The following is a 20,522-nucleotide window of genomic DNA, read 5'->3' on the forward strand; positions in this document are numbered from 1 at the left end:
GAAATAAAGGATGTATTTATTCGAGGAGACATACGAAAGCTAATTAATCGTGATCATACTTATCCTCATAAAGAAATGAGATGAGTCTGGCGGACCGCCAGGCTTTTTTTACTATATTCTTTCTCTTCTTCTTCGGTTTTGCCATCATTTGGTGGTTTCTCGCCTTTTCAAACATAATTTGCTAATGGTTTATTTTTGTCATCCTATCAAAATTGGAACTACATTAGGTGCAGCTGAAGGGGGATTATTTATTATGTTAGTTGCACGTTTGAAGCAAATCAGAACAAAAAAGAAAAACCGTTCAGTTGTCTGAACGGAGAAAGTTTAATTAGGTATGTTAATAAATGAAATTTAAATCCCTGTTTTAATGCCAAAACCTACTAACATTAAGCCAGTTGATTTTTGGAATACTTTCTGGAATTTGGAGTTATTCAACCATTTTTTTGCGTAGTCAATTACATAAACAAGGGTTAGAAACCACAATACAGCAAGTAAAGTAAGGATTGATGCTAACACAATCAATTGCTGATTTACATTTCCATTCAAATCGATAAATTGAGGCATGATCGTTATATAAACCAAAACAGTCTTTGGATTAAGAACATTACTAAGTAATGCTTGCATAAAGGACTCTTTATTATGCCGACTTGAAGAATTGGTAGGTGCATTCGCTTGTGCTTGAATTTCCTCTAAAGAAAACACACTTTTAGCAAAAAAACTTTTTATCCCCAAATAAATTAAGTAAGCAGCTCCCAAATATTTGATTGTACTAAAAAGAATTACTGACTTTGCAATGACAACAGATAATCCAAGAATAGCAATAAGCGTCCAAAAAGAAAGTCCCGTTGCCATTCCGAGAACCGTATAACGTCCGGCTTTTGGACCATAGCTGAGCGTGTTTTTCACCAGGAGCATAGTATCTGCTCCTGGTATAACAACCATCATTGCAGCAATTGAAATGTATGTTATTAAGCTATCCATGTTGTTTCTCCCTTCCTTTTCCAATAGTGACTACCAAAGTAACTACTTATATGAGTATATCAGATGAATTTGGAAATAATCAACAGATTTTGATAAAATATTAGTTACTAAGGTAGCGACTAATATTATGTTGGAGGGTTTATGAAAGAAACCATTTTTGAAACATTAAAGAATCTAAATTTTACCGAATATGAAGCGAAAGCGTATCTTACCTTATTGGAGGAATCTCCATTAACTGGATATGCAGTAGCGAAAAATTCTGGTGTACCACGTTCGAGAATATATGAAGTTCTAGATAGTCTCACCATACGAGGAGATATTCTGGTTAGTCCTGGAAACACACCACAGTATACTCCTGTTCCTGCAAAGGAGTTAATTAAAAACCGTCGAAGGGAAGCAGAAGGGAATTTTGAACTAGCAGAAAAATCATTAGCGGAGTTCGAACGTTCTGCACATGACCGTGAAAATATCTGGAATATCACGGGACGTAATGAAATACTCGATAAGGTAAAAGATTGTATATTATCTGCAAAAAAAAGAATTCTCTTAGAGGTTTGGAAAGAGGAATTCGAAGAATTGGAGTCTGAACTAAGACATGCAGCAAAAAGAGGGGTCAACGTAACAATTATTGCTTATGGGGAAATCGCCTCCGATTTTGCTAATGTTTACCTTCATTATATGGGTCATGAAATTACAGAAGAGTATGGTGGACGATGGCTTGTTATTAGTGCAGATGATTCAGAAGTAGTAGCAGGTATTGTCTCGTTGGGCAAAGATAGCCGTGCAGCATGGACAAGGCATGTAGGTTTAGTAATGCCAATTACAGAAGTCATGATTCATGATTTATATCTCATGGAAATTATGGAGAAACATAGAGAACTTTTAGAGGAAAGTTTTGGGGAAAACCTCGTGAATTTACGCCATAAATTTTCTATTCACCCAGATTTTAAAAAACATTATGTAAAATAAATTTGTACTATTGTCTGTTTTATACAACTTAAGAAGAACAGCATTTCTTCATAGCAAATAGGCTGTTCTTATTCAACAAACGGGTAGCAAGAGTTAAAGATGGGGATTGCTGCGGCGATCCTTTTTTCTTGTTGTACTAACGTGGCAGCATTAGTTGAAGAAGAATTCCCCAATTATTGGTTGATTAGGTGTATAATTTAAAAAATGGAAATTGTAAGGGAGGATGGCTAGTTTTGACAGAACTTCAAGAATTAGTTAGTAAATTAGACATCGAATTCGATATAAAAGCTTTTGGAAAAGATCCTTCTTTTAGTCGATTTATACCTAATGCATATGACCCTTTAGGATTTGATTGGAAATTTGCTTTTGAAAAGGAATTTGTTGAACTTTTTAATGGTCTAATGTTAAGAGGTGCTTCAAAAGTTGAAAGAGTTTTTTTGGCTGTTTTTCCAAATGAATATGTCTTGGGAAGATTTCTGGAAGAAGGTAACGAGGGAGATTTATTGTTTATGCATCATCCCTTGTTTATGGAATGTGGAGACCCTAAAGGTAAATGGGGACAAGGATTTCTTCCCATTAAAGAAAAATACATTATGCAAATGAAAAAGAAAAAACTATCCATTTACACCTGCCATATACCTATGGATTGTCATAAAAAATTAGGCACGAATGTTGCGATTGCCAGAGCATTAAAAGCTGGAATTATTGAGAGAGAATTATTAACTGAAATTAATAATGATTTTTTACTAGTATGTAATATTGAAAAAACAAACACTGATGAATTAGTGTCAACATTGAAAGGTATTTTTGAAGTTCCCTATGTTGATTTTGAAGGTAAAAATCTAAATGAAATTCAAAGAATAGCAATTGTTGCTGGTTGTGGGGACAAAGTTGATTGGATGAAGGAAGCAGAGAGAAATGGCGTTCAAGCATATATTACAGGTGAAGTTCATTGCCATATTGATAACGATTATGGAAAACAAAGATACAAAGAAATGATGGAGTATGCTTCAAAAACATCAATGTCGCTTATAGGTGTTTCCCACTCTGCTTCAGAATATCTTGTTCATAAAACTTTGATGAAAAATTGGTTTGAAAATAACTTTGATATTAAAACGGTTTTAATTCCACAGGAAAAATGGTGGTTATAAACAATGTGGAAAATGTTTAATACAAGGACTTTTTTTCATCTTTAGCATACGAGTGATTGAGTTCAATATATTAGGGTCCTACGGCAGCCATTTTTCTTCTTGAACTAAAGTGGCAGGTTAGTGTAAGAATGAAGGGTTTTTATAGATAAGTATAGAACTGTAAAATTATGAGAAAGTTTCTAATTTAATTCATCTAAAAAATCTATAATTTTTATTGGAGGATTTCAAATGAGTAAGAAAAAATTCTATTTAATAGGTTTTTTAATTACTATTGCTTGTGCTTTTATCCCTTATCCTTATGGGGAGAAATTAGAATCCCAACAATCAACTGGTTTTCCAGCACAAGTATTCGATTTTTATACTATTGATAAGTTTCAATTTGGTTTTCAACTGTTGGGTTTTATATTTAACTTTTTCTTTTTTTACTTTTTTTTTTTTTTATTAGTGAAATTATCTTCAAAGTTTTTCGGCAAAAAAAATTTATAATCTCTAGTCTATAAGCTAAGCTGTTGCAGCGGCAACATCTTGTTGCTTTTGAGCTAACGAAGCAGGTTAGTGGAATAAAAAAAGTGAATTAATCCCTTATTATCTGTATTATGTTAACTGCATAAAGCAGTTGTATAGGGATAATAAAGCTGTTTAATTTGCAATTATTTTGCGGTAAAGAAATTAAATATCAAAAATAAAGGAAATATTTTCTTGACAGTCGAATATTAGGCAAGAACCATAATTAACTATTCCGATGAGGAGGATTCTTGTGCGTCCACGACCATTATTTATTGAAAATCCAGAGCATGCTAGGTTTGTTAGTCTTGTGCCAGATGGAGATATTGAAGAAATTCTTAGTAAGCAACGAACTAAGACCATTACCCTCTTAAGCAGCGTATCAGAGGATTCAGCGAGGAAGGCTTACGCACCAGGTAAATGGACTTTAAAAGAAGTGATTGGGCATATGACTGACTCGGAACGTGTGATGTCGTATCGAATGCTTGCCATTGCACGAAATGAAAGTGCACAACTCCCAGCAATGGAACAGGATCAATACGTTTCTGCGGCAAACTTCAACAAATTATCCTGGGAGCAGTTACTAGCAGGTTTTGACACGGTACGCTCCAACACGTTAAGCCTTATTTCAACCATTGATGATGCAGCGTGGGTTCGTAATGGAACTGTAATGAACAGCCCAGTTTCGGTAGGTACCATTGCATATGGCATTGCCGGGCATGAGTTACACCATATGAAAGTGATTAGTGATAAATACTTATAAGTCTTTTTCTATTAATGAAAAAACCTAATTTCTCATTTTATGCTGAAAAATTAGGTTTTTTAATATTGAAACTTCATTAACGTTGTATAACTGCATTTTCCTGACGCTACCCCTTTTAGCGAATTTACTATACTATCAATCAGAACAAAGGAGATAATTTATGTTGGATTAAGAAAAAAAAGAAAAAATCATTGCCTTAGTTGAGTCAGATGGTAAGAAGCATTGAAATGATGACCGCCGCTTATTTAGAAATGGCAAAAGACGGAACAGGTGACTTTATAAGCGATAAATGTGTAGATGAACTAATAAGATATTAAATAATATCCCTGGACCAGATATACTAAAAGAGATGTATAAGAAATAGCAACAAGAGAATTAAATAAAACTTCTTCTTCAACTAACGGGGGCGATGCTTCAATAACGAAGGATCGTTTTTGCCCTATTGAAGTAGCGGGTGAGTTTAATGAAAAAAGCAAAAATCTAAGGGATATTTGATAACAAAATTTCCTTTGTTACAACTACCATGTTGACAAATATCTATTTCACATATAGCATTAATAGTCCTGTCAACAGAATGTTGACGTTTAGGGAACTTTGAAAAGTTCATTCTTAAAAAAAGGGTGGATAATATGAATAAAGAGCTATTAATGGAAAGTGCACGTCAGATGAAAGCCAAAGCATACGTACCTTATTCCAAGTTTCCAGTTGGAGTAGCATTATTACTAAAAGATGGTACTGTAATTAATGGAGTAAACGTTGAAAATGTTTCACTAGGTGCAACTAATTGTGCTGAGAGAACAGCTATTTTTACCGCAATATCAAATGGTTATAAAAAAGGTGACTTTCAGGCTATAGCTGTTGCAGGTGATACGGTAGACTTTCTTCCGCCTTGCAGCATTTGCAGACAAGTTTTAGCAGAATTTTGTTCACCTGAAATGCCAGTTTATCTAACTAACGAGAAGAAAGATATATTAGAATTGACCTTAAAGGAATTGCTACCTTACGCATTTACAGATTTAGAAATGTAAATGTAAAAATAGAAAATGCTTATTGAACTAACTCATTGGTGGCAGAGTCTAATTTAAATAGAAAAGTCGATTCCCTGTGATGACTGGGAATCGGCTTTTTTATAGGTTAAAGCCTCATTATTTTTGTAAATCTGCATTTTCCTGACCTATCCTTAAAGAGAACACAATTTTATCAGTAAAACTTTAAGTTTGTGATTAAATTCACTTAACCTAAAGGGTGTGTTAACGAAAGATCGGAGCTGTCATTTTGACAACTTTTACTTATTGAGCTAACGGGGCAGCATTCCTGTAATAAAGGATAATTTTAAAGGTTGTGAAGTTATTCACTTAAAGAAACGGGGGCAAGAGTTTAAGAACTGGCTGCTGTTCCAGCTGGTCTTTTTTCTTCCTCAACTAAAGATGCAGATTAGTGGAAGATGAGTTGCTTAACCTCCCTCCTTTATCTGTACCTTATAAAAAATAAAAAACTGTCATTTTAATGCAGGACAGTTTGTTTATATAATCGTACCAAAGAAAAAAGGAGAGAAGAATTATGGAGATAACACCAGTAGTATTAATAGGAGATAGAGTAAAGATACAACCTATGGAGGATTATCACGTACAGGAATTATTTGATGCGGGAAACAATCCAGATATATGGGCACACATGCCAATGAAAGTTCAATCGATTGAAGATATGAAGTATCTTGTGAATGGAGCACTTCAAGCGAGAGAGCAAGGAAGCGAATTTCCTTTTGTTATCTTCGATAAGGATTAGGGAAAAATTGTGGGTAGCACTCGTTTTCTTAATATATCCATACCAAACCGTAACTTGGAAATTGGGTGGACATGGCTGTCTCCAACTGTTTGGCGAACTAGAATAAATACAGAATGTAAGTATCTTCTTTTGAAACACTGCTTTGAGACACTTGAGACAATTCGTGTTCAGTTAAAAACAGATAGTCGAAATGTGCGGTCTCAGCAGGCAATTGAACGGCTGGGTGCGGTAAAAGAAGGAGTGCTTCGGAATCATATGGTTATGCCTAACGGTTATTTAAGAGACTCTGTGTATTACAGTGTAATCGACCAAGAATGGGTGCTAGTGAAGGACAAATTGGAGAGTATGCTACAATAATCCCGTATCTTCGAAGTGTTGCTTATCAAACTAAAGGGTGCTTTAACTTAACAACGGAGGTAGCTGCGGCACCTCCTTTTTCTTATTGAACAAACGGAGCAGTTTTCTTGAACAATTACGACCCTAAAAAATATACATATAATAATAATTGTAAATGGGGGATGTAATGGGCTTGCAAGGGAAAGTCAGTTTAAGTGTTGGTTGGATAACTTTGTTTCTAATGGGTACAGATTTGTTTGTAGTATCCCCGTTACTGCCGTTCATTTCGGAAGCGTATAGTGTTAGTTCAGCGATGACAGGATGGATGGTAACTGTTTTTGCTGTAACATATGCTATTGCAGCACCTTTCTTTGGTTGGGCTTCAGATAAAAATGGAAGAGGGATTTTTATTACATTTGGATTATTGTTATTTTCCTTTTCTAATGCCTTAACTGCTTTTTCACCTTCTTTTACCTGGTTAATCATTAGTCGTATTTTAGCTGGTTTGGCGGTTGCTGCAATCACTCCTTTAATTTATGCCATTATTGGGGATATTGCACCATCAAATCGGAGAGGAACTTGGCTTTCTATTGTTGTTTCAGGACATTTAACAGCTCTTTGAGCAGGAGCACCAATCGGTACGTTACTAGAGAATTTTCTTGGTTGGCGTTCAGTATTTGTTGTAATGGCTATTATAGGGACTTTATTGGCGGCAGTAAATTTCAAAGCGTGGAAATATGTTCCTGGAAGGAATGTAACAAAAAATCTATTAGAAGGAAATCTGCCAAGAATACTTGGTTCAGTAAGTGTTACCACCATTTGGGCGATTTCAATGTATGCTCTTTATGTTTACTTAGGTGCGGCTCTTTATTCCGAAAATAGATTCACATCATCAGAAATCGCATTAGCTGTTACTTTTTATGGTATTGGTGCTGTTTTAGGAAGTCTTATAAGTGAACAATTCACAGACAGGTTTGGAGAAAAGAAGATTTCTAAAGCTACGCTAATTTTATTAACCCTTATACTCGTTTGTTTAGGAATATTCTTCTCATCTGGGGATTGGATTTATTTCTTTCTGTTTATATGGGCTTTGGTTGGGTATGCAGGATTTACATCATACCAAGCACGATTAACAGTCGAATATTCCAAGGAACGAGGAATTGTTATGGCGTGGAATAATACGGCTCTGTATATTGGTATTACCATTGGTTCAATCATTGGTGGTTATGTCATATCTAATTGGGGTTATCCTTTCCTGCCATATGTTTGTAGCATTGCAGCAATTATTAGTTTTGTCCTTAGTAACCAGAAAGTCCAAGAAACAAAAAAGGAATCAGCTTTTTCAGATACATGACCTCAGTAATGAAGCTTTTTGTGGAACGAACGGGTGCAATACTTAAAGATGAGATCGCTGCGGCGATCTTTTTGCTTGTTCAGCTAACGGAGCAGTATAGTTTAACAAGGAATACATATGGATTTATTGAATAATTATAGATATTTAAAAGTAAGGGGGAGGGCAAATGAGACGGTATTTTAGCCTTTTTTTGCTTACGATATTAGTAGCTGTTGTATTATTTTTTACATTACCGTTGTTGGTTGGCGGTATATTTGGTGAAGTTGAGATTATTGTAGGAACAATTTTAATATTATTAGGATCTTTTATAATAACCCAGTTATTTTACATTATTGATTTATTAAAAAACAAAAGTAGATAGCTTATTGAAGTAAGGTTGCTTTCCTTCTAGAAGGAGTAACCTTTTTTATTGAACTAAATGGCAGGATTATTGAATAAGCAAGCGGTGGGTTTTATTAAGGTAGATATTTCTAAATCGTAGAGTTCTGGCAGGTCAAAAAGGCTTCCTTGTCGAAACTTAGACATATGAAATTCATTAAATCGGAGGAAAAACGATGGCAGAAGTTTTGTTGTTACACCATGTTTTAGGCCGAACAAAGGGTATTGAAGCAATCGCCGATCAACTGAGAGATGCGGGGCATACTGTGCACGTGCCAGATTTATTTGACGGCCGCATGTTTACCTCGCTGGAGGAAGGCTTGGTATTTGTGAAGGAAATCGGATTTGAAAAAGTGACGGCGCGCGGCGTTCGGGCAGCCAGCGAGCTTTCACGCGATGTCGTCTATGCTGGTTTTTCACTCGGTGTCCCGGCAGCGCAGCAGCTCGCTCAAACTCGTGCAGGCGCCAGAGGGGCACTGTTTTTTCATGCATGCCTCCCGACCTCGGCGTTCGAATCTCAGTGGCCGGCCGACTTGCCTGTGCAAATTCATGCCATGAGTGCAGATCCTTTTTTCGTTGAAGATGGCGACATCAACGCGGCCCGTGAGCTTGTGGCGTCGGCCAATCACGCTGAACTTTTTCTGTACGAAGGCAAGGAACATCTCTTCACCGACAGCAGTTTACCGTCTTACGATGCGGACGCGACGAAACTTGTGATCAAGCGGGTTCTTGACTTTCTCGCATAGTTGTTAACGAAAAAACTTTTGCAGAGTTTGTTTGGAGTGGTCTAAAAATCAAAATGCAACATCATTACATTTAAGCATCTGGGAGTTCAACAAGAAAGCCATTTCTTTTTATCAGAGTTTTGGAATGGAAACAATCAGTAGAAAAAAATGACTTTGAGAATTGAGTAATCACAATTTATTAAATGAAAGATTTTTTACTTATGAAGTAATATATGTTTTAATCGGCCCCTCTCAAATAAATGGGAAGGGCTTATTTTCAATAAGAATATAACTTCTTCATCTATCGAAGCAGAATACTTAATAAGAAGTAAAGAAAGCACTTGAAAAACAAGTGCATTCTTAATCAATTTAGCGAAATAGATTTTTGTGTTAAAATCTTCAAGGATGAATAAAAGGAGAGTTTTACATGAATTTTTTAAAAAATACCTTATCTTATTTGGTTATGCTTCCTGCTATCTTAATAGGAACTTTTGCAATGGTTTCAAATGGTGTGGCGTCAAGCATTTGGCTTCAAAACATAGTGATCTGGTGATTGGGGACTGTTTTGGGTTCTATTTATTTAATTCGGAATAAGGAAAAAACATTAAGTAAAGGCAATTTTCTTCAAAACGTCGTAATAATAGCCTTATTAGTTTTTCCATTCTTGTTTAATGGTTCAGATGGAGTCCATCGCTGGTTAACGATTGGACCTATAAATGTCTATATAGCAAGTATTATTTTGCCACTATTAATTATTCAGTTATGGAAATTAGCATTAAATAACATCTATGCAATAGGATTATACTTTATTACTTTAATTATATTGCTATTTCATCCTGATGCAGGTCAATTAACTGCATTTGCATGTGCAACTACTATTATGTTGTGGAAAAAGATTAGTAATGGGATGATGAAGTATTTTAGTCTTATTCTTACTGTTACCTTTGTCATCATGTCGTGGGTTTTTCTCGATGATTTAGCACCAGTTCCTTATGTAGAAGATATAATCTTTTTAGTTGCAGACCTTGGAAGTGTTTGGTTCGTTTTAGGTATTTTGTCTTTACTATTATTATTATTAAGTCTATTCTTTTACTACGGTAGAAAAAATATCATTTCTTTAACTTTAGGAGTTTATTTCTTTATGGCGATGATTGTAACTTTATTTGGTAATTTCCCTTTACCAATCATGGGATATGGAATATCACCGATTATTGGTTACTTTTTTGCTATCAGTTGGCTTAAAAAGAATACTTAAAAGATTGATTACGAACGGAGTCAATCGTGAAGAGGCAGTGGAGTATCCGCTGCCTTTTTCCATCTGTAATGAAGTCATTACAAAAAGAACATTTATATCCAGATCCACTAAGTTGGTCAATTAATGCACAGGTTAAGATTTTTTGGAAGTTTGAGGGATTATTCTTTTACAAGCCTTGGATTTTTGAAACAGGGAATAAACGGAAAGGATGAAAATGTTTAAAACAGTGAAAGTTGTGGTAAACATCCAATGAGATAGGAGATGATCAAATGGATGGACAAAAACAAAGTTATTATATCAATATTCAATCCAATGAAATTTTCAGAGGACCTTACGAGGGAGAGTGGAGTTTTAAAATTGAAGCGACAGAATCTCAAATACATGTCCTGGAAAGACTTTTTGATAAAAATGACGAAACAGACTGGGAAAGTTATTTTCGATCACACATTCCCTATCTAGAATATCACCATCAGCCTCAAAATAGAGAATATGACCAGCGAATACTATTGATCTATACGATGCTCTTTTATTTAGGTGATGAAAAAGCCCGTGCACACATTATAAAAATGGGAATCCTAAAAGAAGATAGTGCAACTATTCAGCACAAAAGTTTTTAACTTACTGGAACCCTAGCGTAACATTATTAATATAGCTAATTTGTGTTTAACTTACAAAAAGCAGTAAGCGCAGTCAGTCCTATTCCTTGGGAAACTGGCCGCGTTTTTTTTGAATAATAAAGCTTTGGTTGAAGACTTAACACTTCTGGGAAATAGGCTTGGTTCAGCAACCGGTATATATTCCAATGATACGATCTTGTAGTGCCAGGTACTTTTAATTCGTTCAAATAAACCCTCTCCCTTATTTTAAGCCGTTCTCTTTTAGTACCCGCAAAGGAAATAGTATATTTAAAAACAAGTATAAAAGCAGTGCGTTTAGCAGTTCAAATCGCACTGCTTTTAGCATTTTTCTGAGTAAAAATATGGTAAAATCACAAAGAGGCTCATACCAGGGTATTTCTACAAATCTATGCAGTATAAATTTATTTACGGAGGAAAAAAAGAAATGAATGATAATAAGAAAATCCATTATGAACGTGGTACTGAGGAACTTAGAAAGAAAAATTTCCGTGCTCATAAACTTGTTCTGGAATATAACCATTGTGAAATTGAAGATTCCACAAAGAAAGAGGAAATTATAAAGGAACTGTTTGGAGGTGTTGGATTGAATCCTAGCATCGAACACAATTCCTTTGTGATTTAGGCTACAATATTTACGTTGGTGGATCATTTCTATGCTGGATATAAATGCACAATTTTAGATATGGCAGAAGTTAAGATTGGTCATTACTGGATGATAGGTCCTAATGTAGGGATTTATACTTCTGGCCATTCAATCGAACCTAAAGATAGGAACAAGAGTGGATATGGGAACCAATTACACTTTGAAACGAAGCATGGATTGGTGGAAGTTGTGTTATCCTCCCTGGAGTCACTATTGGCGATAATTCAATTGTTGCTGCTGGTTCTGTTGTTACAAAAGATGTTCCTGCTAATACAATAGTGGCTGGAAACCCAGCAAAAATACTGAAAAATATATAACTAACTAAGTCTTATGCGCAATAAGTAATGTTACATCGACATAAACTTACATGTCGTTTTTTTAGTAATTGCATTAGTAATGCCAATCACATAACAAATAGCTAGTAGCATAATTTTTAATATGCTCGTTGTTATTTAACTTGCGATTTATGGTGCCAATTTTGGAATAAAATCTTCAAAAATGCCTTTAAACTAATAAAATAGCAGAGCGAATTCATATTCGAATTACTTTGCTATTTTGGATGCTTTTATATGTTTTTTTAAGTTGCGCGTTCCTCAAAAGAGAACGGCTTACCCTTTTTTGAGCTAGTTTTCTATTTTTTTCCTAACTTTTGTGTAAAATAGAAGTGAAACTAAAAGAGAATAGGTGAGAACATGAGTCAATTATCCGATTTTGTATCCAAGCAGCATCAGCAAAATGTTGAAGAGCTAAAAGAATTACTTCGCATTCCAAGCATCAGTTCCTTGTCTGAGCATAAGGAGGACATCCAAAAAGCAGCTTCCTGGATTGCCAAAAAGTTAGAAAGCATTGGAATGGAGCACGTAGAAATTGTACAAACAAAAGGTCATCCGATTATTTATGCTGACTGGCTTCATCAGGAAAATGCGCCGACTGTATTAGTTTACGGCCATTATGACGTACAGCCCGTTGACCCGATTCACTTATGGGAAACCCCTCCGTTTGAACCAGACATCCGAGATGAAAAGATCTACGCCAGAGGGGCAACAGACGACAAAGGGCAGACATTCTTACATATTAAAGCTGTAGAAGCACTACTAAAATTAGAAAATAAATTACCTGTTAACCTTAAATTTTGCATCGAAGGTGAAGAAGAAATCGGAAGTCCCAATCTTCCACAGTTTTTATCTGAAAATAAAGAAAAACTAGCTTGTGATGTGGTGATTATTTCCGATTCGGATATGTGGGATCGAGGAGTTCCTGCGATTACATATTCTTTAAGAGGTCTGGCTGCTCTCGAGTTTTCCCTTAAAACGGCTAATACCGATTTGCATTCAGGTATGTTCGGCGGCGGAGTTCAGAACGCTAACCATTTGTTAGTTCAGCTGCTTTCTACTCTTCATGATGCAAACGGAAAGGTAAATGTTGAAGGGTTCTACGATGATGTATTAGAATTGACAGAATTTGAGAAGGAACAAATAAAAGCACTGGGCTTCGATGAAGAAAAACTAAAAAAACAGTTGGGCTTAGCGGAGCTAACAGGTGGGGAAAATAATTATCCATATCCTGAGAAAATCAACTCGCGGCCAACATTAGAATTAAACGGCATATGGGGTGGTTTCCAAGGGGAAGGTACAAAAACCGTCATTCCGAACGAGGCACATGCCAAAATCACCTGCCGTCTAGTCAATAATCAAAATCCGGAAAAAATTCAGGGCTTGATCAAAAAGCATTTAGAAGAAAAAGCACCAAAAGGATGCACAGTAAAAGTGACGCTTCAAGATACAGGTAATCCATTCTTAACACCAATCGATGATCCAATGATTCAAAAAGCGGCGGAAGCGTATGAAAAGGTATATGGAAAAGCACCTGTTTATAAAAGAGAAGGGGGTTCCATTCCGATTGTATCGGATTTCAACCATACCCTAAATTCTCCGGTTGTCTTAATGGGATTCGGCTTGCCAGATGAAAATCTCCATGCTCCAAATGAACATTTTAACTTAGAAAACTTTGATAAAGGGATCTTAACGATCTGTTCATTTTTAGAATTAATCTGAATAGATAGGTAAAGGAGGGATCGCATAGCATCCCTCTTTTTTGCCGATAAAAGTGCCAGGGTCCTTCTAAATTTTGGACGGTACCGGCACGTTTTTTATGTGGGTCTGGTGGGTTCTATTCCCACGCAGTCCCGCCAACCTTGATATATAAGGGTTATTGAGGATTTTTAATGAAGTTCGAAAAGGACAAAATTGTTCGCGAACAAGTGAAAATTTTTTCTTTGATCACGCTTTGGCACATTGATTTTTTGGTCACTTCTTAGTTTATTTAACGAGCTGCTCAAATTGATGAGCGGCTTCTTTTTGTAAATTTGGTAACAAGAAAATATGGTAGACAGCAAGAGTCTGTTAATGTAATATAAAGAAAATCATATACATATTTTAAACAGGTGTTATGCATGTAAGAATGTATAGCTTAATAGGGAAGTTCGGTGAAAGTCCGACACGGTACCCGCCACTGTAATCCGGAGCAACTTGCACAATGTCACTGCTTTATTTAAAGCGGGAAGACGCAAGGAGCATCGATGGTTAGTCAGGAGACCTGCCTGTTTAGAAAGTACGACGTGACCTACGGGATATAGGGATGTGTTTACTGAGACGGAAGTATGCTTTTTTATTAATAAAGCAGAACATACCAGTGTTTTTTGTGAGCATTTAAACCCACCAGGTTTAAATGCTCTTTTTAGTTTGGTCACTATTTTATACGATGGAGGTAAGTTTAAAGTGAAAAAAAGATCATTATGGTTTTCATTTGTTGTACTGTTAGGTTTAACAAGCTATTTTTGGACGAATTCTTATCGTCCAGCCTATGCGATGCATATTATGGAAGGATTTCTACCATTGGGTTGGGCTATTTTTTGGTGGGGGATCACCATTCCATTTGTTGCCATTGGAATACGATCGATTACCAAGAAATTAAAAGAAAATCCTGAATTGAAATCAATGCTAGGTCTGTCTGGTGCATTTGCATTCGTATTATCTGCGTTGAAAATTCCTTCAGTCACAGGTAGTTGTTCCCATCCAACGGGTGTAGGATTGGGGTCAATTTTATTCGGTCCAACGGCGATGAGTGTTTTAGGAACAATAGTCCTTTTATTTCAATCACTATTGTTAGCACATGGTGGTATTACTACTTTAGGCGCAAATGCATTTTCGATGGCTGTCGTTGGACCTTTACTTTCCTACGGAATATACAAGTGTGGAAGAAAAATGAATGTATCCGTCGCCGTTTCAGTCTTTTTAGCTGCAATGTTAGGGGATTTGGGTACATATTTAGTGACATCGGTTCAATTAGCTTTAGCTTTCCCTGCTGAGATAGGTGGATTTGTGGCTTCATTTGTAAAGTTTGCTAGTATCTTTGCTTTTACACAAGTACCCTTAGCGATTAGTGAAGGCTTGCTTACGGTGATTGTGATGAACTTACTCCAAAAATATAATATGACAGAATTAAATCAATTACCTACAATGAAGGAGGCACGGTAATATGAGAAATGGAGTATTATTTTTATTCGTAATTCTATTAACAATTATTCCTTTAATTTTTATTGAAAATGCTGAATTTGGTGGGGCTGACGGGCAAGCGGAGGAAGCGATTACCGAAGTGGCACCTGACTATGAGCCTTGGTTTCATGCGATATGGGAACCACCAAGTGGAGAGATTGAAAGTTTACTATTCTCGTTACAAGCGGCTCTCGGAGCCATCATCATCGGGTATGTCATTGGATATGGAAAAGCTAGAAAAAAGTATTCTTCAGCCAAAGAATAGCAGAATGAAGTGAAAACTATGATGAAAATTGATGATTATGCTTATATCAGCGGATTAAAAGATGTTCATCCCGTTGAGAAGGTCAGCTTTGCGCTGATCTTTCTCTTTTTTACAATTCTCTCAAAAAATATTTCGGTGGCTTGTTTTACCTTTACTGTCATGAGTATTTTGGTGCTATTCAAGGCGAAAATCCCGTTTATGGCATATATGAAACTTCTTTTCGTCCCTTTTATATTCTTAATGACAAGCTTGGTTGCCATACTATTTTCCCTAGCCCCTATTTATCAAGAAGGTCTAGAGGTGCTTTGGATGGCTAAAATAAGTTCATGGCAAATCTATATTAGTTCAAATAGTATCCAACAATCATACGAACTAGCTGCAACCATATTAGCAAGTGTGAGCTGTTTATATTTTCTTGTTTTATCAACTCCTCTTAATCAATTAATGTGGATATTAATAAAAGTAAAACTCCCCACCGTTTTTGTAGAATTAATCGGGATTACATATCGATTTATCTTTGTTTTATTGGAAAAGATGAATGAAATTTATATTGCACAATCTAGCAGACTGGGCTATCAAAATTATAGAAGCTGGTTTTCCAGCGTAGCACAGCTTATTGTCAGCCTTTTCATAAAATCGATGTACGCAGCAAAAGAACTTCAAATCGCAATTGATAGTCGAGGTGGAGATGAACATTTGTATGATGTGGATTTATCCTTGGGCTACAATCGTGGGCATTTTGTCATTATTATTATTTCGTTTGTAACACTTTTCATGATTTATGTTATGACAAAATCATGAAAGACCTATGAAAAGGAAGTATGTAGAGTGAGTGAACAAATTATAACGTTTGAACAAGTTTCTTATCAATATGCAGATGGAACAATGGCATTGAATCAAATAAATCTTTCAATTGAAAAAGGGAAGAAGATAGCCTTATTAGGGAACAATGGCGCCGGGAAATCGACACTATTTCTTCTTATGAACGGGATATTAAAGCCAACAAGTGGCAGCATTTTATACAATGGAAAGAAGTTGACATATAAACGGAAAGAGATTCAGCAATTAAGGAAGCAAGTCGGTATTGTGTTCCAAAACTCTGAAACCCAACTTTTTTCATCTACTGTCTATGAAGATATTAAGTTCGGTCCAAAAAATTTAAATTTACCCACCGATGAAGTTGAGAGGCGTGTAAAGGAAGTCATCACACTAACAGAAACGGAATCGCTTAAAGATAAACCCCCTCACTTTTTAAGTATCGGACAGAAAAAAAGGGTAGCAATTGCTGGAATTGTTGCCATCGATCCTGAATTAATGGTATTAGATGAACCAACAGCTGGGCTCGATCCTTACTATTCAAAAAGAATGTTGAATCTATTGGAAAAGATTCAACATCGAAACCGGACGATTCTATTGTCTACACATAATGTAAATCTTGCTTATGAGTGGGCAGATGAGGTCATCATCTTAAACAATGGGCATTTGCTAGCTCAAGGAACACCGGTTGAGGTTTTTAGTAAAAGAGAAATACTCGAAACAAGCCATTTACAAAAACCTTGGATTATGGAAGTGTTTGAAAAATTTCAAAGAATGAACTTATCCAATAAAAAGTATCCGAGGTCGAAAGCAGAACTGTTTGAAATGATGGAATCATGTTTTAATGGGACCAGCATTCAAGTTTAAGGTGGAATTCTGACGAGTGATCTCAGTTTATTGTGCATAATTTTTTGAAAGCACCATTTCAACCTAAGAAGGAGCTTTTATTAAATTTTCAAACAAATAGTTTGTTAACTTTCGAGATTATATGATATAGTTATAAAAAATTTAATAATACTTTAAATAAGTGCTCACATTTGTGAGGTAAAAGGGAAACTAGTGAAAGTCTAGTACAGCCCCCGCTACTGTAAGAGCTGATGAAATTACAATGCCACTGAGAAATCGGGAAGGTGTAAGAGTAAAAAGAAGCTTAAGTCAGGAAACCTGCTTATTTAAACGACACTTGCTTTTCGGAGGGAGAAGTATAGGCGGGACAATTATTCCAATTGTTTTTGTATTTCAGTATGCTTTTTTTATACTGCGATTTCACATGCCTGTATTCCTTTTAAAAGGGGTACAGGCATTTTTTATTTGGAGGTAAGCCTATGAAAAATGGAAAAATTTTTGTTGTTGGCTTCGGTCCCGGTGATCGTGAGCATATTACAAATCGAGCTGTAGTGGCATTGCAGCAAAGTGATTGTATTATTGGCTATAAAACATATGTGGAGCTAATTGAACCTTTCGTAACAGCAAAGTCCATCGTCAGTACGGGTATGACTGAAGAAGTGTCTCGTGCACAGGATGCAGTAAAGAAAGCGGAAGCTGGCCATATTGTCTCAGTGATTTCCAGCGGAGATTCAGGCGTTTATGGTATGGCTGGATTAGTGTATGAAGTGCTGATTGAGAAGGGCTGGACTGAAAAAGAAGGAATTGCGGTAGAAATTGTTCCAGGTATTTCAGCCATTAATTCTTGTGCAAGTTTATTGGGTGCGCCTGTCATGCATGATTCCTGCACGATAAGTCTAAGTGATCATTTAACGCCTTGGACCGTAATCGAAAAGCGCATTGAAGCAGCTGCGATGGCGGATTTTGTTATAGCTTTATATAATCCGAAAAGCGGCCGACGGACACGCCAAATTGTAGAGGCACAAAATATTCTATTAAAATATCGTTCTCCTGAAACACCGGTGGGACTTGTGAAAAGTGCCTATCGTGAAAATCAAAATGTAGTGCTGACAACACTGGCTGAAATGCTTGAACATGATATAGGAATGCTAACAACAGTTATTATCGGAAATTCTTCTACATTCTTTTATGACAATAAAATCATAACCCCTCGAGGTTATCAGCGTAAATATACGTTAGGGGAAGAGAAGCAAAGCTTAAAACCGCATCAGCGTTTAAAAAAGGAAGCTGAACCATGGGCATTAAATCAAGAAACAGGGGAAGCGCAAGCAGGTTATGAGCAAATTGAACGAAAAAAACAAGAAGTTAGCTCATTAGATTTGGCTTTAAAGGCTTTATCTATGGTGACTAAAACTGAAATAGTAAATCCATTGTTAGTACAACAGTCAGTCGAAAATATATTTGAATTTGCTGTTTCACCTGGTGTTGCCAATAAATTTATTACGCCAGAGCAAATGCGTGTATTAGCAGAAACCATTGGCGAGACAGGCACCATGGAATATACACCGGATCATCGTTTTTTACTAAAGATACCAACAGATCAGCCTGAATCGATTGTTGAAAAGCTTGAACAAAATCATTTAATCGTCATGCCTGTGGGCGATGTTTTAAATGTAAAAGCTTGTGATTTTTGCAACGGTGAAAAAGCAGAATCAATTCCATATGCAGAAGAAATAGGAGCAAAATTGGGGGGCTTAAAGCTTCCAAAAGAATTACATATTGGTTTCAACGGCTGCGGTATGGCCTGTTATCGGGCAGTATTCGATGATATTGGGATCGTTTACCGCAAGAAAAAATTTGATTTATTTATTGGCGCAAAGCCGGTTGGCCGTACAGCCCATGCTGCACAGCCAGTAGCAGAAGGAATTGAACCAGATCAACTGCTGCCGTTATTAACGAAAATTATAGAAGAATACAAACAAAATGCCCATCCAAATGAACGCCTTTTTAAATATTTTAAACGGGTGAAAAGAATTCAGTATTTTAACTATCAGGATATGAGCTCCAAAATTGAAGTCGAGCCGGCACCATGTGGAGATTAGGAGGAACACATGATTTTATTTTTAGCAGGCACAAGTGATGCGAGAGCACTAGCCATTCAATTGCAAAATCAAGGCTATCCTTTATTAGCAACAGTAGTCACAGAATCTGCAGCCGAAAGTTTAAAAGCCCACCATATTCCTTATCAAGTCGGTCGGTTAACAGTGGATGACATGATGACGCTTATTCAGAAGCAAATGATGACCAGTGTCATCGATGCCAGCCATCCATATGCGGAAGAAGCATCGAAAACTGCAATGGCAGCAGCAAAAGCATGTGATATTCCTTATATTCGTTATGAAAGGCCAGAAGAACAGTTTATTTCTCCATTCATTACAGAGGTTGAAAGCTATGAAGAGGCAGCCAAATTAGCTCAATCTCATAAAGGAACGATCATGTTAACAACAGGTAGCAAAACGTTGGAAATATTTACGAAATATTTAATGCGTGATGAGATCCGGCTTATTTGCAGAATGCTTCCAAATATAGGGAACATGGAAAAGTGCAATCAGTTAGGTATTAAACAAAAGGACATTATTGCAATCCAGGGCCCATTTTCGGAATCATTAAATAAAGCACTATGTGAGCAATACAATGTAACTCTAATGATCACAAAAGAAAGCGGCAAAGTGGGATCTGTAGATGAAAAAATGACAGCTGCCCTGCAATTAGGGATTCCTGTTATTTTAATAAAACGGCCAGCGATTGAATATGAAAATTTTTGTACTTCTTTCGAAGAAGTAACTCAACTATTAGGAGGTTTTATTCTTGGCAAACATGAACTTTAATACAAAATTTATACCCGTTACGGTAGATCCAGACAAGATTTATGATTACAGTTTCGCCATTATTAAAGAAGAAATGGGCGAACATTCATTTACTGATGAGCAATGGCTGGTGGTTCGGCGGGTGATTCACGCTTCAGCAGATTTTGAGTTAGGCCGAAGCATGATCTTTACACCTGATGCCATAGAGGCGGGGGTTCAATCCATTTTAGCGGGCCGTCATGTAGTGGCGGATGTACAAATGATCGAAAGCGGTTCTGGACGGAAACGATTCCAAAAGCATGGCGGGGATTTACATTGTTATATTGCCGATGATGATGTCTCAAAGGAAGCGAAGGCTCAAGGAACAACACGTGCGATTATTTCCATGCAAAAAGCAACGAGTTTACATGAAGGAGGGATCTATGCCATCGGCAATGCGCCAACCGCCTTGCTGGAGTTAATTCGTTTGATTAAAGAAGGTGTGGCAAAACCGGATTTAATTATTGGAATGCCAGTCGGCTTTGTATCAGCAGCAGAGTCGAAAGCGGAGTTAGCAGTGCTTGAAGGAATTCCATTTATTACGAACGTTGGGAGAAAGGGTGGCAGTACAGTGACAGTCGCTGCACTTAATGCCATTTCGATTATGGCGGATGAGCGTGCAAAAGAAACAAAATAAAAAAGATCCTTCACAA

General features: G+C 36.5%; 24 protein-coding genes, 1 pseudogene and 2 riboswitches. Of the genes and pseudogenes, 23 read left to right on the forward strand and 2 right to left on the reverse strand.

The features are described 5' to 3' along the window. Positions 1–351: 351 nt before the first annotated feature. Positions 352–981 carry a homoserine/threonine efflux transporter gene (locus F4694_RS27560; protein ID WP_179603126.1) on the reverse strand — a complete coding sequence of 210 codons (630 nt, stop codon included), beginning with the start codon at positions 979–981 and terminating at the stop codon, positions 352–354. Positions 982–1,122: 141 nt separating this feature from the next. Between F4694_RS27560 and F4694_RS27565 the strand changes: the two genes are divergently transcribed. The 13 genes and pseudogenes from F4694_RS27565 to F4694_RS27620 all read left to right on the forward strand — a co-directional run bounded on the left by F4694_RS27565 (position 1,123) and on the right by F4694_RS27620 (position 10,818). Further along, the gene (locus F4694_RS27565; protein WP_179603127.1) at positions 1,123–1,950 is read left to right on the forward strand and encodes a TrmB family transcriptional regulator; all 828 of its coding nucleotides are present in this window, start codon (positions 1,123–1,125) and stop codon (positions 1,948–1,950) included. 233 nt (positions 1,951–2,183) lie between these two features. Further along, the gene (locus F4694_RS27570; protein WP_179603128.1) at positions 2,184–3,101 is read left to right on the forward strand and encodes a Nif3-like dinuclear metal center hexameric protein; all 918 of its coding nucleotides are present in this window, start codon (positions 2,184–2,186) and stop codon (positions 3,099–3,101) included. Positions 3,102–3,329: 228 nt separating this feature from the next. Next, positions 3,330–3,587, forward strand: a complete 258-nt coding sequence (locus tag F4694_RS27575) for a hypothetical protein (RefSeq protein ID WP_179603129.1) — start codon at positions 3,330–3,332, stop codon at positions 3,585–3,587. A 271-nt stretch (positions 3,588–3,858) separates the two neighbouring features. Beyond that, a complete protein-coding gene (locus F4694_RS27580) occupies positions 3,859–4,368 on the forward strand; it encodes a DinB family protein (protein WP_179603130.1) in 510 nt (169 codons plus the stop codon). 629 nt (positions 4,369–4,997) lie between these two features. Beyond that, positions 4,998–5,396 (forward strand): cytidine deaminase, encoded by a 399-nt coding sequence (locus F4694_RS27585; protein WP_179603131.1) that lies wholly within the window; start codon positions 4,998–5,000, stop codon positions 5,394–5,396. Positions 5,397–5,928: 532 nt separating this feature from the next. Continuing rightward, positions 5,929–6,510 (forward strand): annotated as a pseudogene (locus F4694_RS27590) (GNAT family N-acetyltransferase). Between the two features lie 166 nt (positions 6,511–6,676). Further along, positions 6,677–7,111, forward strand: a complete 435-nt coding sequence (locus F4694_RS27595) for an MFS transporter (protein ID WP_179603132.1) — start codon at positions 6,677–6,679, stop codon at positions 7,109–7,111. A gap of 63 nt (positions 7,112–7,174) precedes the next feature. Continuing rightward, the gene (locus F4694_RS27600) at positions 7,175–7,843 is read left to right on the forward strand and encodes an MFS transporter (RefSeq protein WP_179603133.1); all 669 of its coding nucleotides are present in this window, start codon (positions 7,175–7,177) and stop codon (positions 7,841–7,843) included. An 8-nt stretch (positions 7,844–7,851) separates the two neighbouring features. Beyond that, positions 7,852–7,977: a hypothetical protein gene (locus F4694_RS32500; RefSeq protein WP_257029427.1), complete on the forward strand. Its 126-nt coding sequence runs from the start codon at positions 7,852–7,854 to the stop codon at positions 7,975–7,977. A 32-nt stretch (positions 7,978–8,009) separates the two neighbouring features. Then, positions 8,010–8,204 carry a hypothetical protein gene (locus F4694_RS27605; RefSeq protein WP_179603134.1) on the forward strand — a complete coding sequence of 65 codons (195 nt, stop codon included), beginning with the start codon at positions 8,010–8,012 and terminating at the stop codon, positions 8,202–8,204. Positions 8,205–8,397: 193 nt separating this feature from the next. After that, on the forward strand, positions 8,398–8,967 hold the full coding sequence (locus F4694_RS27610) for a dienelactone hydrolase family protein (protein WP_179603135.1): 570 nt from the start codon (positions 8,398–8,400) through the stop codon (positions 8,965–8,967). Between the two features lie 544 nt (positions 8,968–9,511). After that, positions 9,512–10,201: a hypothetical protein gene (locus F4694_RS27615; RefSeq protein WP_257029429.1), complete on the forward strand. Its 690-nt coding sequence runs from the start codon at positions 9,512–9,514 to the stop codon at positions 10,199–10,201. Between the two features lie 269 nt (positions 10,202–10,470). Next, positions 10,471–10,818, forward strand: coding sequence for a hydrolase (locus F4694_RS27620; RefSeq protein WP_179603136.1), 348 nt, complete (start codon positions 10,471–10,473; stop codon positions 10,816–10,818). A gap of 35 nt (positions 10,819–10,853) precedes the next feature. On the opposite strand, the gene F4694_RS27625 is transcribed toward F4694_RS27620, so the two are convergent. Beyond that, positions 10,854–11,045: a hypothetical protein gene (locus F4694_RS27625; protein ID WP_179603137.1), complete on the reverse strand. Its 192-nt coding sequence runs from the start codon at positions 11,043–11,045 to the stop codon at positions 10,854–10,856. Positions 11,046–11,263: 218 nt separating this feature from the next. Here F4694_RS27625 and F4694_RS32505 point away from each other — a divergent pair, with 218 nt between their 5' ends. From F4694_RS32505 to F4694_RS27670, 10 genes are all read left to right on the forward strand, one after another. Next, positions 11,264–11,461 carry a maltose acetyltransferase domain-containing protein gene (locus F4694_RS32505; RefSeq protein ID WP_257029431.1) on the forward strand — a complete coding sequence of 66 codons (198 nt, stop codon included), beginning with the start codon at positions 11,264–11,266 and terminating at the stop codon, positions 11,459–11,461. A 215-nt stretch (positions 11,462–11,676) separates the two neighbouring features. Then, positions 11,677–11,799, forward strand: coding sequence for an LbetaH domain-containing protein (locus F4694_RS32510; RefSeq protein WP_308806818.1), 123 nt, complete (start codon positions 11,677–11,679; stop codon positions 11,797–11,799). Between the two features lie 375 nt (positions 11,800–12,174). Beyond that, positions 12,175–13,536 carry a dipeptidase gene (locus F4694_RS27635; protein WP_179603138.1) on the forward strand — a complete coding sequence of 454 codons (1,362 nt, stop codon included), beginning with the start codon at positions 12,175–12,177 and terminating at the stop codon, positions 13,534–13,536. A 370-nt stretch (positions 13,537–13,906) separates the two neighbouring features. Then, a riboswitch (cobalamin riboswitch) is annotated at positions 13,907–14,099 on the forward strand. Positions 14,100–14,259: 160 nt separating this feature from the next. Then, entirely contained in the window at positions 14,260–15,018 is a 759-nt protein-coding gene (locus tag F4694_RS27640) for an energy-coupling factor ABC transporter permease (protein ID WP_374757449.1), read from the forward strand. Position 15,019: 1 nt separating this feature from the next. Next, the gene (locus tag F4694_RS27645; protein ID WP_179603139.1) at positions 15,020–15,301 is read left to right on the forward strand and encodes an energy-coupling factor ABC transporter substrate-binding protein; all 282 of its coding nucleotides are present in this window, start codon (positions 15,020–15,022) and stop codon (positions 15,299–15,301) included. 18 nt (positions 15,302–15,319) lie between these two features. Next, on the forward strand, positions 15,320–16,102 hold the full coding sequence (gene cbiQ / locus F4694_RS27650) for a cobalt ECF transporter T component CbiQ (protein WP_179603140.1): 783 nt from the start codon (positions 15,320–15,322) through the stop codon (positions 16,100–16,102). A gap of 27 nt (positions 16,103–16,129) precedes the next feature. Then, positions 16,130–16,984, forward strand: a complete 855-nt coding sequence (locus tag F4694_RS27655; RefSeq protein WP_308806792.1) for an energy-coupling factor ABC transporter ATP-binding protein — start codon at positions 16,130–16,132, stop codon at positions 16,982–16,984. Positions 16,985–17,125: 141 nt separating this feature from the next. Continuing rightward, positions 17,126–17,303: riboswitch (cobalamin riboswitch) on the forward strand. Between the two features lie 139 nt (positions 17,304–17,442). Next, complete coding sequence (gene cobJ, locus F4694_RS27660; RefSeq protein ID WP_179603141.1) at positions 17,443–19,065, forward strand: precorrin-3B C(17)-methyltransferase; 1,623 nt, start codon at positions 17,443–17,445, stop codon at positions 19,063–19,065. Positions 19,066–19,074: 9 nt separating this feature from the next. Then, positions 19,075–19,851: a precorrin-6A reductase gene (gene cobK, locus F4694_RS27665; protein WP_179603142.1), complete on the forward strand. Its 777-nt coding sequence runs from the start codon at positions 19,075–19,077 to the stop codon at positions 19,849–19,851. After that, the gene (locus F4694_RS27670) at positions 19,841–20,506 is read left to right on the forward strand and encodes a precorrin-8X methylmutase (RefSeq protein WP_179603235.1); all 666 of its coding nucleotides are present in this window, start codon (positions 19,841–19,843) and stop codon (positions 20,504–20,506) included. Before cobK ends, F4694_RS27670 begins: the two co-directional genes overlap by 11 nt. Positions 20,507–20,522 lie beyond the last annotated feature (16 nt).

This window comes from Neobacillus driksii (genome assembly GCF_013409995.1).
Classification (GTDB): domain Bacteria; phylum Bacillota; class Bacilli; order Bacillales; family Cytobacillaceae; genus Neobacillus; species Neobacillus driksii.

What these genes read in the sequence shown, in the direction of transcription:
- F4694_RS27600 (WP_179603133.1), top strand. Translation starts at nt 7,175, where the DNA reads ATGGCTATTATAGGGACTTTATTGGCGGCAGTAAATTTCAAAGCGTGG.
- F4694_RS27620 (WP_179603136.1), top strand. Translation starts at nt 10,471, where the DNA reads ATGGATGGACAAAAACAAAGTTATTATATCAATATTCAATCCAATGAA.
- F4694_RS27645 (WP_179603139.1), top strand. Translation starts at nt 15,020, where the DNA reads ATGAGAAATGGAGTATTATTTTTATTCGTAATTCTATTAACAATTATT.
- F4694_RS27595 (WP_179603132.1), top strand. Translation starts at nt 6,677, where the DNA reads ATGGGCTTGCAAGGGAAAGTCAGTTTAAGTGTTGGTTGGATAACTTTG.
- F4694_RS27635 (WP_179603138.1), top strand. Translation starts at nt 12,175, where the DNA reads ATGAGTCAATTATCCGATTTTGTATCCAAGCAGCATCAGCAAAATGTT.
- F4694_RS32505 (WP_257029431.1), top strand. Translation starts at nt 11,264, where the DNA reads ATGAATGATAATAAGAAAATCCATTATGAACGTGGTACTGAGGAACTT.
- F4694_RS27565 (WP_179603127.1), top strand. Translation starts at nt 1,123, where the DNA reads ATGAAAGAAACCATTTTTGAAACATTAAAGAATCTAAATTTTACCGAA.
- F4694_RS27560 (WP_179603126.1), bottom strand. Translation starts at nt 981, where the DNA reads ATGGATAGCTTAATAACATACATTTCAATTGCTGCAATGATGGTTGTT.
- F4694_RS27585 (WP_179603131.1), top strand. Translation starts at nt 4,998, where the DNA reads ATGAATAAAGAGCTATTAATGGAAAGTGCACGTCAGATGAAAGCCAAA.
- F4694_RS27575 (WP_179603129.1), top strand. Translation starts at nt 3,330, where the DNA reads ATGAGTAAGAAAAAATTCTATTTAATAGGTTTTTTAATTACTATTGCT.
- F4694_RS27605 (WP_179603134.1), top strand. Translation starts at nt 8,010, where the DNA reads ATGAGACGGTATTTTAGCCTTTTTTTGCTTACGATATTAGTAGCTGTT.
- F4694_RS27610 (WP_179603135.1), top strand. Translation starts at nt 8,398, where the DNA reads ATGGCAGAAGTTTTGTTGTTACACCATGTTTTAGGCCGAACAAAGGGT.
- cobJ (WP_179603141.1), top strand. Translation starts at nt 17,443, where the DNA reads ATGAAAAATGGAAAAATTTTTGTTGTTGGCTTCGGTCCCGGTGATCGT.
- cbiQ (WP_179603140.1), top strand. Translation starts at nt 15,320, where the DNA reads ATGATGAAAATTGATGATTATGCTTATATCAGCGGATTAAAAGATGTT.
- cobK (WP_179603142.1), top strand. Translation starts at nt 19,075, where the DNA reads ATGATTTTATTTTTAGCAGGCACAAGTGATGCGAGAGCACTAGCCATT.
- F4694_RS32500 (WP_257029427.1), top strand. Translation starts at nt 7,852, where the DNA reads ATGAAGCTTTTTGTGGAACGAACGGGTGCAATACTTAAAGATGAGATC.
- F4694_RS27670 (WP_179603235.1), top strand. Translation starts at nt 19,841, where the DNA reads ATGAACTTTAATACAAAATTTATACCCGTTACGGTAGATCCAGACAAG.